At 52.3% G+C, this 16,355-nt stretch carries 13 protein-coding genes; 2 read left to right on the top strand and 11 right to left on the bottom strand.

Annotated elements, in window-relative coordinates; translation table 11 throughout:
* The 3 genes from OXG87_23365 to OXG87_23355 all read right to left on the bottom strand — a co-directional run.
* Positions 1-530, bottom strand: a 530-nt coding sequence (locus tag OXG87_23365) for a hypothetical protein (protein MCY3872496.1), incomplete at its 3' end; no start/stop codon positions are given.
* A gap of 2 nt (positions 531-532) precedes the next feature.
* Entirely contained in the window at positions 533-1,987 is a 1,455-nt protein-coding gene (locus tag OXG87_23360; protein MCY3872495.1) for a sulfatase-like hydrolase/transferase, read from the bottom strand.
* 25 nt (positions 1,988-2,012) lie between these two features.
* The gene (locus OXG87_23355) at positions 2,013-2,813 is read right to left on the bottom strand and encodes a glycerophosphodiester phosphodiesterase (GenBank protein ID MCY3872494.1); all 801 of its coding nucleotides are present in this window, start codon (positions 2,811-2,813) and stop codon (positions 2,013-2,015) included.
* Between the two features lie 213 nt (positions 2,814-3,026).
* On the opposite strand from OXG87_23355, the gene OXG87_23350 reads away from it, so the two are divergent.
* Positions 3,027-3,449 carry a GtrA family protein gene (locus OXG87_23350; protein ID MCY3872493.1) on the top strand — a complete coding sequence of 141 codons (423 nt, stop codon included), beginning with the start codon at positions 3,027-3,029 and terminating at the stop codon, positions 3,447-3,449.
* Entirely contained in the window at positions 3,446-5,530 is a 2,085-nt protein-coding gene (locus OXG87_23345; GenBank protein MCY3872492.1) for a DUF2723 domain-containing protein, read from the top strand. Before OXG87_23350 ends, OXG87_23345 begins: the two co-directional genes overlap by 4 nt.
* Here OXG87_23345 and OXG87_23340 read toward each other — a convergent pair.
* The 8 genes from OXG87_23340 to OXG87_23305 all read right to left on the bottom strand — a co-directional run bounded on the left by OXG87_23340 (position 5,478) and on the right by OXG87_23305 (position 16,352).
* A complete protein-coding gene (locus OXG87_23340; protein ID MCY3872491.1) occupies positions 5,478-6,380 on the bottom strand; it encodes an amidohydrolase family protein in 903 nt (300 codons plus the stop codon). The two genes, OXG87_23345 and OXG87_23340, sit on opposite strands and share 53 nt — an antisense overlap.
* Positions 6,381-6,382: 2 nt before the next feature.
* Positions 6,383-7,102 (bottom strand): phytanoyl-CoA dioxygenase family protein, encoded by a 720-nt coding sequence (locus tag OXG87_23335; GenBank protein MCY3872490.1) that lies wholly within the window; start codon positions 7,100-7,102, stop codon positions 6,383-6,385.
* A gap of 138 nt (positions 7,103-7,240) precedes the next feature.
* Positions 7,241-8,275 (bottom strand): DPP IV N-terminal domain-containing protein, encoded by a 1,035-nt coding sequence (locus OXG87_23330; GenBank protein MCY3872489.1) that lies wholly within the window; start codon positions 8,273-8,275, stop codon positions 7,241-7,243.
* Positions 8,276-8,292: 17 nt separating this feature from the next.
* Positions 8,293-9,519 (bottom strand): DegT/DnrJ/EryC1/StrS family aminotransferase, encoded by a 1,227-nt coding sequence (locus OXG87_23325; protein MCY3872488.1) that lies wholly within the window; start codon positions 9,517-9,519, stop codon positions 8,293-8,295.
* A gap of 59 nt (positions 9,520-9,578) precedes the next feature.
* Positions 9,579-10,463: a sugar phosphate isomerase/epimerase gene (locus tag OXG87_23320; protein MCY3872487.1), complete on the bottom strand. Its 885-nt coding sequence runs from the start codon at positions 10,461-10,463 to the stop codon at positions 9,579-9,581.
* A gap of 22 nt (positions 10,464-10,485) precedes the next feature.
* The gene (locus tag OXG87_23315; GenBank protein MCY3872486.1) at positions 10,486-11,859 is read right to left on the bottom strand and encodes a sulfatase-like hydrolase/transferase; all 1,374 of its coding nucleotides are present in this window, start codon (positions 11,857-11,859) and stop codon (positions 10,486-10,488) included.
* 123 nt (positions 11,860-11,982) lie between these two features.
* On the bottom strand, positions 11,983-15,192 hold the full coding sequence (locus tag OXG87_23310) for an efflux RND transporter permease subunit (protein ID MCY3872485.1): 3,210 nt from the start codon (positions 15,190-15,192) through the stop codon (positions 11,983-11,985).
* The gene (locus OXG87_23305; protein MCY3872484.1) at positions 15,189-16,352 is read right to left on the bottom strand and encodes an efflux RND transporter periplasmic adaptor subunit; all 1,164 of its coding nucleotides are present in this window, start codon (positions 16,350-16,352) and stop codon (positions 15,189-15,191) included. The genes OXG87_23310 and OXG87_23305 overlap by 4 nt, the downstream gene beginning before the upstream one ends.
* Between the last annotated feature and the right edge of the window lie 3 nt (positions 16,353-16,355).

Genomic DNA, 16,355 nt, shown 5'->3' with positions numbered 1-16,355 from the left:
AGTACATCCCGTTCCAGGCCTTCCATAATCGGCATCCACTTTGCCCCGCGCCCAATTTTTATTTTGAAATTTTTGAATCCGTGTTCCTGGCCGGTTTTTACTTCTTCCTGAAAAATTGCCACTGCTTCGTCGCCATCCGCTTCCAGGTCGTCGATATAAACCGATCCATCGTAAAGTTCCACTGCCCGGGAGCCGTGCGCGCCCAGCAGTTTGTACAATGGCTGATCCGAGAGTTTTGCCACCAGGTCCCACAGGGGTAAGTCGATGCTTTCGCCCGCTTTCAAACAGCCGTTGGGCAATGCGAAGAGTTCATTCAATTGGTTTCCCAAAAATTGTTCGGCCTGTTTGCGGTTTATGCGCGACCAGCCGACGCCAACGGTGCCGCTATCTGTATGGATGCGAACGACGTGATCCGTAACCATATCGCCTATGGGGCCACCTTTGGAATTTACGCCCACAAAGCGTGGACGCGGACTTTTTAACATTACTTTTTCAATGCGTACAATGCGTTCATCAAGTAGATCTGCCATTATCAAGACCTCCGTTTGTTGTCGCGTTCAAAAACGACATCATCGCCAAACCGCTTTCGTCCCTTTGCGGCAGGACCAACAATGTCTAACTGTCCTCTGCCCATCACGGCTTCGCGCGAGCCATCCCGCTCGGGATCGGCATAGCGCACAAACCACGCATCCAGATCGGCCTGTAGCGATTCCCGAGTGGGGTGGTGTTTTTGTTCTGCGATCAGATTTTGTCGTTCCTCCGGGTCGTTTACCAGATCGTAGAGTTCATGTGGTCCATAGGGATAGCGATGGACGTACTTCCATTCCGCAGTGCGGATCATTCGCGTGGGACCGTATTCGTCATATACAACCACCTTGTCGTTGCTATCCAAAGCGCGTCCTTCCAGCAATGCGGAAAAGCTGCGTCCGGGAAGGGAATCGGAGTCGGGATTTTCTACGTTGAGATAGTCCAGTAAGGTCGGCATGATGTCGTAATGGCTGTGCAGTGAGGAAATAACTTTGCCTTCGGGAACGCGCCCTGGATGCGAGAAGAGCATGGGGACTTTCACCGAGGTGTCGAACATGTTTGGCGGGAATGTTCCATTGCCTTTGCCGTAAATCCCGTGATGTCCCATGTTCATTCCATTGTCGCTTGTAAATGCGATGAGTGTATTTTCTCGCAGTCCATTGGCTTCCAGCCAATCCAGCAACCTGCCCACGTTGGCGTCCATCGCGGTCATGGAGGCAAAATAGCCGCTGAGTGTTTCTCTGCGTTCTTCTTTCGTATATCCCAAAGAACCCGATGATCCTGTCTTTGACAACTGCTGCGGATGCATGGGTTCGTCAGGTGTTGATTCAAAAGGACAGTTTTGGTAATAATCTTCGAATAACTCGGGCGGATGGTGTTCGCGTCCCCAGGGTGCGTGTGGCGCTGTGTAGTGAACGTTCAAACAGAACGGTTGATTTGCATTCTCCAAAAAGTCCAGTGCATTATTTGTAATCAGATCACTCACGTAATCCGATGTTTGATACGCTTTGCCGTCGCGAATCATCGGGGGATTGTAATACGGTCCCGCGCCACTTGCGTGAACATCCCAAAATGCAAAGCTTTTCTGCGGTTTTTCCGAATAGCCCAGATGCCATTTGCCACTTAAACCGCACGTGTAACCCCGTTCAGATAAGATATCCGTATATGCTGTTTGTCCCGATAGATATTCGATAGCCCGATCATCTGCGCCGTAGATATTTGAATTGCCTGTCCGCAAAAAATCCTGTACGCCGTGTTGCGATGGAATGCGGCCCGTTAAAATGGAAGCCCGAGCCGGTGAGCAGACCGGCGACGCGCAAAAGAAATTCTCAAAGCGCAGTCCGGTTGCGGCCAATCGATCCAGATTGGGCGTGCGAATTTCCGAATTGCCCGCACACCCCATCGCCCAATATCCCTGGTCATCTGTTAAGATAAAAAGCAAGTTGATTTGTTCAGACATGGTATTTATTCCGTTTGTGAAAGGCCTATTCTCGCCCCAGTATTTTTAACAGGCGATCTGGCCGGCGGGTAATGATGCCATCTACTTCATTTTCAATTAGCATTCGCATTTTTGATTCGTTATCCACAGTCCATATTTGCACCTGTATATTGTTTTTGCGTGCCCCTGATAAAAGGCGTGGATGGCTACCATTTATCGGTCCCATTTTTAGTGGGAACTGCAATACTTCGACATTGGGCTGATAAATCGCGCTCAGGTGCAGCCAGCACAGGGCGTAAAAAATCATTCCTTCTGTCATGCCCGGCGATGTCGCAACTTCGGGAAACTGCTTGCGAAAACGCTTCAATGTCCCGGTGTCAAAACACGCGACCAGCACGCGGTGCTGCATGCCATGGTGGCGGATCAGGTTGCCAAATGCCTCGACAATATCCGGCTCTTTTTGTTTGATTTCAATGGTCATTCGCATGTGCGGAAAAGTCGCAAAGACTTCATCCAGCGTTGGAGGCTCTATTCCTTTTCCGCGAAAGGGAAAAGTCGCGCCATTGTCCGCCGTCCATTTGTATCCCGCGTCTAATTGTTTCAATTCTGCAAGTGTCAGATCATTTACACGCGCGTTGCCATTGGTCGTGCGCGTCACGATCTCATCGTGAAAGACTACGATATGGCCGTCCTTTGTACTGCGAATATCCATTTCCAGCATATCCACGCCGAGATCTACGGCGTGTTGGAAAGCATACAGCGTATTTTCGGGCCACAACCGCCATCCTCCCCGGTGTGCAATCACTTCAACACCCGCGTTTTTTTTTAGAAAAGGATGATCGGACATCGGTTTCCTCCAGATGGATAGCGCAACACATAGCGCGGTGAACAACAATATGGAGATGAGCAAAATTTTAGCGATTCGTTTCACTATCGGGCCAGCCGTATCAAGTTGTGTTATTCTGGTAAATGCGAGAGAAGATTTTTGGGTTTCGCGCTTGATTTCTCGAAGGTGCGTTGTTACTTTGACCAGATGGAAATCCAATTTATCGGAAAATTTATGTCTCGCACATTTATCAAATTTGCCCTCACGGGTTTATCGGGGGTATTTGTCAATCTCGGTTCGTTTCAGCTTTTGCTCACTCTCGGCGTGCATAAGTTGCTGGCATCGCCAGTTGCAATTGAGCTATCTATTATCTCAAATTTTCTGCTCAATAACTACTGGACTTTCCGCGATCGCGCGCTGGCGGGGAGAAAGCGCGTTCGGGGTTTGAAGTATCACCTCGTTTCACTGGTGACGCTCATGCTGAGTTATGGCACATTTATCTTGCTTTCCTTTCTTTTTTCAGCGGTGCCAGCGGTCATTTTGCAGGGATGCGCGATTGCCCCGGCCACATTGTTCAACTATTTCATCAATTCCTTCTGGACGTTTCGCGAAGAGACAGATGGATGTCCAGGAGAACAGGAGGACGGTGCGCAATGAATCGCGTGCATGCCCAGGTTGAAGCATTTAATCCCTTACGCGACGGGATTGCACTGGCCGCATCAATTGTTGCCCCGCTCGTACTTTATGTGCTTACTATGCCGCGCACTGTTGTTTTGGAAGATGACGGCTTGTTTCTCATGGCTGGAGCACACCTCGGCGTGGCACATCCGCCGGGCTATCCGCTCTATACCCTTATCGTCTATCTGTTTACGCTATTGCCTTTTGGCAGTGTTGCTTTTCTCGGTCATTTGTCCAGCGCGGTATTGGGCGCGCTCACCTGTGGCTGCGTTTATGTGTGTGCCCGCCTGTTGGGCGCATCGCCAACCCCAGCCAGGACTGCCGCCTGGCTGTTTGCCGCTTCTGAGCATTTCTGGTCTCAGGCCATTATTGCCGAGGTTTATACGCTCAATGCGTTGTTCTTTTTCGGTCTCAATGCGTTGCTTTTATACGGCCTCCGCCAGCCGCAGCGCACCGGGATCTGGATTACTGCGGCTGTCGTTTATGGATTGAGCCTGACCAACCACTGGCCGCTGATGGTGCTTTCAACGCCGGGTTTGATGCTATTGGTCTTTACCATTTGGCGCACCGTGTTTAGGAAACTGCCGCTGCTTTTGGGAGTTTCCCTGCCGTGTGCAGCTTTGCCTTATGTCTGGATGGTCTGGCGGTCGCATCGGAGTCCTCTGATCAATTTTTACGGCTCTATCGATACGTTGAAAGAATTCTGGCACTACTTTAGCCGGCAGGGCTATGCCCATATAGATGCCAGCCCCAGTGCGGGATGGAATGACCGATTCGGATTCATGCAATGGCTGGGCAACGAGTTTTTGTGGCAATTAACGTTGCCGGGATTTGTACTGGCTGTGTTCGGCCTGATCGTTCTGTTTCAGCGGCGGCAGATCGCAAAAGCGGGTTCGGGGTTGCTGGTGTTTTTGGGCAATAGCATCGTGCTGATCGCCTTGCTGGGTTTTGATTTTGACTTTTTCTGGGGCGCGATCTTTCGGCCATATTCCCTGTTGTGTTATGGCATAGCGGCTCTGTGGCTGGGCATTGGATTGCAGGTTGTGCTCGACTGGTTGGCAGAACGGTTGCCTTCCAAATTTGCCCAGAGGCCGAGACTCAAAATCGGTATGGCAGCACTGGTGGGCACGGCGATGGTTGCATGGTCTGTGCACGAACACTGGCGGGCCAATGATCGATCCGATAGCGACTTTGCCGAGCACTATGCAGACATGCAATTGGATATTCTGCCAGAGGACGCGGTCCTGTTCGTATTCGGCGATGCAACCGGGCCGATGGGCTATTATCAATACATCGAGAACCGCCGTCCAGATGTCGCGTTGTACAATCTTCAGGGACTCGTATATGGCAAACGCCTCTACGATCCATTTTTGCCCAAAGAGAACAGGCTGGAGGTTTTGGAAAAATTTACTGATTCGACAGAACGAGCCCTCTTTTTTCCCATGGATTACGATATTTTTCCCAATCGTCAGGGACGGATCTATGGTTTTCTCCTGGAGGTGGTTAAAGATGGCAAGCCTGGTACCATAGAGATAAAACGCCACCCACGCGGAGAAGAGTACTTCACGCAACTCATAGCGCTACAACCCATTGATCGCTGGGAGCGCGTACGGCGAAACGGATTGTTGTCCCAGTACGGGCGATATTTGGGTTTGATTTATTTTTCGGGCGATCCGGGATTTCTCGATTCAATGCAGGAATTGTTCCGCCTCGCAGAGAAAAGCTATGCCTGTCTCCTCGGCATGGCGGCCACACTGATAGAGAATGGGAATAGCTCGCACTGGGAACAGGTCTCGGCGTGGTTAGATAGAGCGGAGACGCTCAAACACGAGGCTTTAAAAAAGAAAACCCTGGCGCGGCTATACTACTTGAAGGGTAGCCTGCTGCAAAAACAAGGCAAGAGGGTAGAAGCTGTCGCGTCTTTTGGGAAGTCCCGCGATATATATCCCCATCCCGATAACAAGGCGCTCAAGGCCCTCGAACAATACAAGGTCAATTTCAAAGGGGTCAATCCGCCAGGTCGGGAAAGCCCAAAACCTGTTTTGCCGTTCCCCCCATAATCTCTGCTTTTTGCCGCGGGTTCAAATCTGGTAGCATTTCATCGATTACCTGCACCAGCTTATCATATCCCGGATCTTCCAAAATCCAGGGAAAATCCGTCGCCCACATCAATTTGTCTGCTCCGAACCTGGAAAGCAATGTTTTGTGCCAGCTCTCTAAATCGCGATAGGGCCAGGCTTCTTTGCTAAATGCATATTGCCCCGATAGATGTACGCAGATATTGGGGTATTCGTGCAAGCCCAGCATCGAGTAGCGCGTCATGGGGGGTATGGGGGTATTGATGTGCGGGCGCCCTTCGTTATCCCACGAAAACATTCCCTCGCCTGGACAGATCATCAGGTGGTTAAATACGGCGCGAATTTCGGGAAATGCCTGAACCATAAAGGCGACTTGATGCGCGTCTTTTGCCCGAATATAGAGCCACATCACGTAGTTTTTTTTTGCCGCGTGTTTCCAGATGCGATACGAAGTGAATGTTTGTATATCCATTTGAGATAGAGGATCGGTAGGCCCGCCAATTTCGTTAATCCTGAATCCGATAATATCCCCATTCTCAGCCAACCGATCCATGTGGTCTTCCGGCGCGTCCCATTCATCTCGGGGAATCAACCCAATTCCCCGAAAGCGATTGGGGTAGGTCTTTAAACAATGCTGTAAGTACCGATGGTGCGCCAATTGCGCACCGCCAATCTGCGTCAGCACGGCCTGATCAACCCCATTTGCCGCCATGACCTCCAGCAATTTTTCTGCTGTCTCTGCCCTGTCTGCAGGACACTGATCATCCACCTCGCGGGGAAATTCATCTGACAGCTTTTCAAATACATGCAGGTGCGAGTCAATAATTGGCATACTCATCTCTCATCCAGGCTGAACAACCGCCTGCGGTCTGGCGTTGTGCATTTGTGTGCTATCGCTGCAAAATGTTTGGTCGATATGCGGTCCTTACTCCACTTTTCATAGATGAGAATAATCGACTTGCGCGGCTTTAACGTGCGGTTGACCATCGATGTATGCCATCCATAAGAATTGAATAATACCGCATCGCCCGCTTTGCCCGGATACACTTTGTGCCCCGGCATTGAATCCAGCGGACGGACCAAGGGACAAGACCCGACGTCGGGTTTGTGGCTGCCCGGTACATATCCAAATGCTCCGCCATTGGCCGGAACATCCTCAATATAAATCTGTACCTTCATGTGGAGTGGTATTGTATGCGGGACATCTGGATGCCAGCCCACATAACTGATGGGTGAGACCGGCAGGGTTCGAACTTGCGGCGCGAGCAAGATCAGGTCTTCATCGGCGAAATCCATCAAAAACCCGTACCAGCCAGGATAATCGATCAGGTCGATAAATAAGTCGTCCTTTTCCAGTGGTTTTGGAATATCAAAATGGGCAGCGGGACGCGTGCCTTTCGCAATTCCCTCCAACCATTCGCGCCTGGCCTCGGCGGCACATTGATCAAATGTCGCCTGTAATCGCGCGAGGTCTTCTCCAACAATTGCATTTTCTAAAAACAACACGCCGTTGTCTTCCCACTCCTGCCGTTCAGCATCTGTTGGCCGTCTCATACGCATCTCCTGACAAGTGGTTCACCGCAATACTATATACGCGAACAATTAATTGGACAAAAGCGGCGAAGTCAAACAAAAAAGCCTCAGATAAAATCCGAGACTTTCAGGTGGTTGATTCACGGTAGGGATGTGTGTTTACGGCACGGGCGACCAGCGCGGGAAGCGTGCGCCAATGGGGAGATTGGGAATGGAGTACATATTAGAGCCATCTACATTCATGACCTTAATGGTCGAAAATCCCGAGATGAGATTTGTTGCATAGGTGTGAAATGCAAATGCTATTTGCTTTCCATCGGGCGACCAGGTTGGATTGCGCAATGCTTCGAGGGGTTGGGAAGACGTGAGACGGCGCACATTTGAACCATCCGGATTCATTAAGTAAATCTCGTACTGTGCCAGGGGTGTTCTCGTATCTGTTGGTGGGGGTTGATGGCGGTTGGATTCGAATGCTATCTGCCTTCCATCGGGCGACCAGGCAGGTGCAGAGTGCAAGGTGCCATTGCCATCTGTCAAACGCATCGCGCCTGTACCATCGGCATTGGCGATATAGATATCGGTTCCCCGACCGCGATGTCCAGCCTGATAGGCAAATTTGGTGCCATCGGGCGACCAGACGGGCAGTTGTTCTTCCATCTCTGTATTGATCAACACCTTTTCGTCAGAGCCGTTGATATTGACGACATAAATATCCCAGGTTGTCTCATCGCTACGCCATGCTTGAAAGAGAATTTTCTGCCCATCGGGCGACCAGGACGATGCAAAATCGCCTCCCGAATCTTCAACCACACTGCGGATATTGCTCCCGTCGGCATTCATGACAAAAATGTTGAAATTGGCATTGCCACTGCGGTTCGAGGCAAAGGCGAGTTGTGTGCCGTCGGACGACCACGATTGCCCGGAATATTCAGCCAGGTCGTCTATGGGATTGAGATTGATGGGGTTTTTTCCATCGGGATCTACGATATGGAGATGAAAACTGCCCGTTTGCAGGTTTTGCCTCAAATATGAGATCCGACCCGGACCTCCCGGTATTGCCTCTGCCCCGGGTTCGCCCGGTGTGGGGCCCGTGACGTCCGGTGGTGTGTTTCCGCAAGCAGAAAGAGTTAAAATACAGAGCACACTTGCAAAAATATGTCTGGTGTAATACCACTGTGTACGAGACTGATGCATTTGGTTCCTTTTCTCGTCTATCTGCCCAGGCCGTTTGCGACTTTGTTGATTGCGGCGGCAGTGTCGCGGATGTCGTTTTCGTCGAGGTGCTCGTGAAGGCCCCATACGACAACTGTACTCAATGCCTGTACTGCGCCTGGAACGAGTTCCGGGCCGTAGTTATATTCGCGGCTTGTTACGCCGTGGTGAAAGGGGAATCCGCTGTTTCCATAGGTGCGTTTTTCGGTCAGATAATTCCCTCGCATAAATATCGGGTCTTTGATATAATGCGCCCCCATAGATACGCCTTCGGCACGCACGGCTTTGCAAAATTCATCGGGATCGTGGCCCGTGACGTGAAAAATAAAATTCCACCACGAGACCTCGCGGTCTCCCTCGGGGGGAATGGGTGTTATGCCCGGGGTATCGGCAATCAGTTCACAAAGCAACGCGCCCAGTTCGTGGCGTTGCTCGACCACGCCGCGCACCTTTTCCAACTGCGCGAGGCCAACCGCGCCCTGCATTTCGGTCATGCGATAGTTGGGTGCGACAAAAGCGTGATCGCGGTCGGCCATATATTGATAATCCCATCCTTTATCGGAGAACAGCTTGAGGCGAATATAGGTTTCTCGGTCATGCGTGACCGTCATCCCGCCATCGCCCGTGGTCATGTGTTTTGACTGTTGCAAACTAAAACAACCCATGTGCCCAAAAGTTCCCACATAGCGACCTTTGTATTTGGTGGCGTGACATTGGCTGCAATCTTCAATTAGCGTGATATGATATTTTTCCGCAATTTTTACCACTTCTTCAACATTGCAGGGGCGCCCGAACAAGTGTACGAGGATGATTGCGCGCGTACGGTCTGTAATATTTGCTTCAATTGATTCGGGTGTCATGTTCATCGTCAGGGGATCGACGTCGGCAAATACGGGCACGGCATTTTGAATCAATATGGGCATTACGCTGCCCGGATCGGTAATGGGCGCGGTGATGATTTCGTCCCCCGGTTCGGGATCGACAACGCCCACTGCCAGATGAATGGCCGCCGTGCCGCTCGTTGAACTTTGTGCATATCCCATTCCGTAAAATTCGGCAAATTGCTTTTCAAAATCTTTGACATAGGTGCCGCTCTTGCCAAATAAATTTTGACTGCGCACGGCGTCCAATAACAATTCTTCTTCTTTTTTTCCAAATGGCGTGCGCGAGGGGAAGGGGGCTGTGCGCGTTTTTTCTCCGCCATGAATAGCTAATTTTTCGTTCATATCCGTTCTCCAATGTCTTATGCCGCTTGTAAGGGGCCAACCACGTCCTGGCTCTGGCATTACAACTGCTCCACCTCCGAGATGATACGCTTCAAATTGGCCGCTCCTTTGGCGACACTGCCCCGGATGTCCGCTGGATCTGAGACCTCGAGGCAGATAGTGCCCTTGTAGCCCACATCTTTGAGGATGCGAAAGATCTCGGTCCAACCCGAATTCCCCTCGCCGCCGATCGCGCGCTTGACGTATTCGCCCGAGGGGATTTCGCGCCACTCCTCCCCAGATTGGGGATCCTGCCGAATGTGGAAGTCCTTGGCGTGAATGTGGACGACATGTCTGGCGAGAAGCCGGGTCGCCTCAACGTGGTCTTCTCCAAAGACCGTGCGGAAATTGGTGAAGTCGAGGTTCACGCCGAAGTTGGGGCGATCGACCCGCTCGACGATGCGCGCTGTCTGCGACGTGCGTCCGAGCAGCAGCCCGTGGTTCTCAACGCCGACTTTCAAGCCTTTTTCGATAGCGCTGTCTGCGACGGTCTGCATGCTTTGGGCAACGCGGGCGAGGGCATCTTCGGGATCGATATCGTCGCGGGATCTGCCGGGAGGTGGGGCGGTGCGGGGATCGACTCGGACCGTATCGGCTCCGAGGATCACAGCGACCTGGAGCATCTTCTCGCACCAGTCCAGGCAGGCGCGATTTTCGCCTTCGTCATAGACGGCGAAATCAGTCGCCAGGGCGTGGCACGAAGCCTGCAGGCCCACCCGGTCCATCAGTTTCCGGGCCTCGCGCGCCTGTTCTTGCACGTCTCGATCGGGACTCCAGTATGGGGAGTAGGGCTCAAAGCAGTCGGCCTCAGTCTCCTTTCCCACGAATTCGATGGCCTCCATCAAAGAGATCTTACCCTCGGTCAGCATCGAATTGAAGCAGTAACTGCACACACCCGTTTTCACCGGTACCTCCTTTGACTGCTCTTTATGCAAAGGGTTTGCGGTCGTCTTCCCAGTTTCGGCCGACAGGGCGGAGTTGCCCGCTACCTGTGACATTGTAATCGCGTCCGTCTTTGTCGGGAACGCTGTAGGTCGCAAACCACGTTTCCATCTGCGTTTTCATCGTTTTTATGCGGCTGGCCTGCGCATTGTCGTCAACGAGGTTGTCGCGCTCGTCGGGATCGTTTTGCAGGTCATAGAGTTCATTGGGACCATCGGGATAGCGATGTACGTATTTCCACTTAGCCGTGCGAATCATGCGCGTCGTGCCGTATTCGTCGTATATAACGACATTGTCGCGCCCGGGATCTTCTTCGCCTTTAAGTGCAGAGAGGAAGGATCGGCCGGGGTAGTTGCGGCCTTCTGGTAAGGGCAAGTTGAGATAGTCGAGAAGGGTGGGCATAAAATCGTATCCCGAAGCCATTGCGGGTTGCACGCTGCCTTCGGGGATGACGCCGGGATGACTGGATAGGAAGGGCACTTTGATGGAGTTTTCATACATATTTAAGGGGCGCGTGCCATTGCCTTTGCCCCAAAAGCCGTGATGACCGCAGGAAAAGCCATTGTCAGAGGTGAAGACAACGAGGGTGTTGTCGCGAATCTCTTTGTCCTCAATTTTATCGAGGATGCGTCCTACGTCATAATCCATTGCGGTAACTGCGGCAAAATAACCTTTGAGACTTTCGCGGTTGCCCAAATTACCGCTCAAGCCACCCGCCCAGGGGTGTGGATCTTCTTGTGGGCAGGATTCAAATGGGCAGTCGTCGTAGGAATCGACAATATCCTGGGGGTGTCCGGTCCAGGGGCTGTGGGGCGCTGTGTAGTGAACGCTGAGATAAAAGGGCTTATTGTCATCGGCGTGGTTGTCGATGAATGCGAGGGCGTCGTCGGTGATGGCGGTGGTCACATAACCCGGTACGGTGACGAGTTCGCCGTTGCGTACCAGTGTGGCGTCGTTGTAGGGACCACCGCCTTTTTCGTGGGCAAACCAGTGAGAGAAGCCGTGCTGAGGCAAGGTGCTATTGCCCAGGTGCCATTTGCCCGATAGCCCACACGTCCAGCCGTGTTCGGATAGGATATCGGTATAGCAGATTTCGTCCTGGAGATAAGAAGCTGCATCGGGACCGGTGTTGCCTTCGCGGATCCAATCGTGTACGCCGTGTTGTGAGGGGATGCGACCGGTGAGAAAAGAGGCGCGGCTGGGCGAACACACGGGAATGGTGACAAAGAAATTGTCGAAGCGAATACCCGTGGCAGCAATGCGGTCGAGATTGGGGGTGCGAATTTCTGGATTGCCATAACATCCGGCAGCCCAGGGTCCTTGATCATCGGTGAGGATAAAGATGATGTTGGGAGCCATTGGTTATCCTTTCAATGTTGAGGCGTACAGGTGTGCGTTATAAGTCGTGAGCGCAATGTACGCGCATCGAAATAGCTTGTCAATTTGCAAAAGCAATCGGCCTTTTGAATTGAGACAACGCGATTAATCTGCAGCGCGATTCAGTTCTGATCGGAATGCGCGGCGTTCGCGCCCGATGAGGCGGTAGAAGGCGTCGATAATGTCTTCGAGAATATTGTAGCTGATGGGAACGAGCAAGAGGGTGATAACGGTTGCAAAGAGAACACCAAAACCGAGGGATATGGCCATTGGCACCAGGAATTGCGCCTGAAGGCTTTTTTCCAATAGCAGGGGGGTGAGGCCCAGAAATGTCGTGACTGAGGTCAGGAGTATGGGGCGAAAACGCACAGCACCGGCTTCGCGGAGGGCATCGAAAAGTGGGTGGCCTTTTTCGCGTTGTTTGTTGATAAAATCGACCATGACCAGACTGTCATTGACGACGATACCTGTAAGTGCAACGATGCCAAATACGGAGAGAATCGAGAGATTAAATCCAAGAGCGACATGCCCCCAGACTGCGCCGACGATTCCAAATGGGATGGCCCCCATCACAATGAGGGGTTGGACATAGGATTTGAAGGGAATGGCGAGCAAAATATAAATGATGAGCAAGGCGATAACAAAGCTTTGGGCCAGTCCCTGTAGCATTTCATCCTGTTCTCTTTGCTGGCCTTCAAAATCGTAGCGCACGCGGGGATGGTCTGCCAGTATTTGAGGCAAGACAGTGTGGGTGAAATCGGCGATGATTTCGTTTGCATTGGCGATGCTGATATCGACATCGGACGTGACGTTGATAACTCTTTGGCGGTCGGCGCGGCGGATGGATGCATAGCCCCGACCGGGTTCTGCTCTGGCGGCAATTGAGAAGGGCACTTCACCACCGCTGGGCGTGCGAATGCGCATGTCTTCGAGATTACCCAGAGATCGTCGCTCTGATTCGGGATAGCGCACCATCACGCGGATGTCGTCGCGTCCGCGCTGAATGCGTTGCGCTTCTTCACCGTAAAATGCCTGTCTGACCTGGCGCGCGAGGTCGGCCAATGTGATGCCCAGGGTTTCAGCTTGTCGGGTGAGGGAGAGTTTTACCTCCTCTTTCCCCGGGCGAAATGAATCGGCGATGTCAAAGACACCGGGATAGTCATTCAACGCGCTTTTGAATTTTTCGGCGACTTCGCGCAATTCGCCGTAGTCGGGGCCTGAGAACTGGATATTGATGGCTTCGCCAGATGAAAATAGCGAGGATGAGTAGGTCAGTTCGACCGCGTCGGGAATAGCGCCGGTGAGTTCGCGCCAGCGGTTGGCAATTTCCTCACTGCTGATGTCGCGATTTTCCGAAGGCATGAGTTCAATATAGACTTCGCCCAGATGTGCTGATGAAAATGAGGCGGCATTCCCGGTGGGCGGACCTTGTGCTGCGCGATAGGGCTGTTCGCCCACAGATGCGAAAACATGGCGAAATACCGAACCTGATTTCTCGCCTTCTATTTCCCGTTGGAGTTGCTGCGCTGACGCCTCCAGGCGGCGCACTGCTTTTTCAGTGACCTCGGCAGGTGTGCCCTGGGGCATGGTGAGCATAGCTACGATATTATCGGATTCGACGTTGGGAAAAAAGACGAACTTGATCCATCCGCCGCCAACGAGACCCACGGTGAGAAAGAGCGTGGCAACACCCCCTGCGAGGGTTAGATACCGCCATTGGAGTGCCCATTCGAGAAAGGGGCGATAATAGCGGTCAACAGCGATGAGCAAACCATCAGCCACGCCATTTTGAACGCGTTGCCACAGAGTGACAATGGCGCGTTTGCGCGGGGGATCGCTGTCTTTTTTTGAATCTATTTTGGCGTGCGCGAGGTGTGCTGGTAAAATAAAGAGCGATTCGATGAGGGAAAATATGAGGGTAAGGATAACAATCATGGGAATGAGTCTCATGATTTTTCCCATGCTGCCTTCAACGGTGAGCAGGGGAGAGAAGGCCGCAATAGATGTGAGGATAGCAAAAATGACGGGAACATATACTTCTTGCGCGCCATCAATGGCGGCGCGCAAACCGCGTTTGCCCATTTGGTAATGGCGATAGATGTTTTCTCCTACGATGACCGCATCATCTACGACAATGCCGAGCACCACGATAAATGCAAAAAGGGAGATCATGTTGATGGAGATGTCGAAGAAGGGCATCAGGCCGATTGCGCCGAGAAATGAAATGGGAATGCCCAGAGCAACCCAGAAGGCGAGTCGCAAACGCAGAAACATCGTCAGTGCGATAAAGACGAGGATAAAACCCAGTTGACCATTGTGCAGCATGAGTTCCAGGCGGTCATTTAAGATGCGAGAAAAGTCTGCCCAGACGGTGAGTTTGATGCCATCGGGCATCCGTTGTTGTGTATTATTGATATAGGCTTTGACTTTTTTGGTAATGTCCAGAGCATTTTGATCGCCTACGCGATAAACCTTGACCGTCACGGTGGGTTCTGCATCAAATTGAGCAGATTGATCTGTTTCCGCAAACCCGTCGATGACTGTGGCGACATCGCCCAGGCGAAGGTACGTGCCATCGGGGCGAGAGCGCAAGACGAGCGATTCAAATTCTTTGCCTCGATATGCCTGCCCTTTGGTGCGCAACAGGATTTCGCCGCCCTGTGTTCGAATGGCGCCGCCGGGCAGATCAAGCGAGAAACGCCTCACGGCCAGGGCAATTTCGCTAAAGGTGAGGTCGTAACGCCTCAGGTCATTTTCCGAGACTTCGATAGCGATTTCGTAAGGGCGTGTGCTGACGAGATCTACCTGTGTGATGCCGGGAATGGTTGCAATGTCGTCTCTGACTTGCTCACCAATTGTTTTGAGGGTTTTTTCATCTGTCGGTCCCGAGATAGCAACGTTGATGACCTGGCGGCGGTTGGTGATTTCTCGAATGACGGGTTTTTCCGTTTCCACCGGAAACGTGGTGATGGCATCTACGCGGGCTTTGACATCGTCGAGCAATTTGCGCATATCAGCACCCGACTCGATTTCGATGTTGACAACACCGCTGTTCTCCGATGCCGTGGAGGTGATGCGCTCAATGCCGTCGAGACCCAGCACAGCTTCTTCGATGCGTATGCAGATGGCTTCTTCGACTTCTTCGGGAGCAGCCCCCAGATAGATCATGGAGACATTGATCATATCCTGTGAAAACTCCGGGAAGACTTCCATGCGAATGCGGGATACGAGAAGAATACCACCTCCCAGGATCAATACCATCAACAGATTGGCCGCCACGCTATTTCGGGCAAACCATTCAATGGCATTTTTCATTGTGTACCTCCAGTGCGCACGGTGCGCACGCGCATGCCATCGACGACGGTATCGAGCGACGATACGCAGAGTTGCTCACCCGATTTTAGACCGCTTTTAACAACGACTTTTTCTGCGTCGGCGCGCAAGATGTCGATGGTTCGATAATAGAGGCGATTGCCCGTGACCACGAGGATGCGATTTTTTTCGCGCAGTGCAGCGCGCGGGATGACCACGACGTTTTCCGCGCGGTGGCCCAGGATTTCTGCCGTGACAAACATACCCACAGCGAATGGCGGCGTGTTGCTATCGCGCTGGCGGTATGGATTATCCACGCGCCCGACGAGCGCGATCATGCCAGAGCGCGTGTCAATTTCGCCTTCAACGCGCACAATGCGTCCCATATAGGTGTGTTTCTGTCCGGCAAATATGGCGTGGAAGCGCACATCGGGGCCTGAATTATCATGGGGATTATTGCGGAAGGAGAACGGCAGGTCCAGGTAAGCGAGTTGCTCATCGGGCACGGGCAGGCGCACTTCGGCATAGTCAATCGCGTAAATGTGGCCGAGCGGTGAACCCGGGTTGACGTATTGTCCGACATCGGCATTTTTGGTGCGAACGCGTCCGGGATATGGTGCTCTGATTTGCGTGCGTTCGAGGTTGAGGTTGGCGCGCATCAATGCGCCTTCGGCTGCGGCAATGGTCGCACGGGCTTCGTCAATTTGTGGCTTGCGCAAGACGAGATCGGTTGGATCTCCATTGCCCAGGCGTTTCCATTCGTCACGGGCAATTGCGGCTTCTTCTTCTTCGCGTGCCAATCGCAATTTGGCCTGTGCAACCTGAACCTGTGCCTGTGCGACAGCGACTGCGTAATCGCGCGGATCAATGGTGAGCAGGACATCGCCTTTTTCAAAAAATCCCCCGTTGGCAAATGCGGGCGATACATCAATGATCTGGCCTGCCACTTGTGAAACGAGTGTGGTTTGCGTGCGCGGGGCAACCGTGCCTTGCGCTGGAATAATGAGTTGGAAGTCTGTGGGATGAACGGATTTAACTCGCACAAGCGGTGGGGGTACTTCCGTTGGTTTGGGCTGGACGATTTCCCGGTTTTTGACAAGTGCAAAAGCTCCCAGCATACCGATAATCAGGACAATGATGGGAAGGAGGATTTTGAGTTTCACGAT

It is taken from the genome of Gemmatimonadota bacterium (genome assembly GCA_026706845.1).
GTDB lineage: Bacteria > Latescibacterota > UBA2968 > UBA2968 > UBA2968 > VXRD01.
This window is presented reverse-complemented; position numbering and strand designations above follow the sequence as displayed.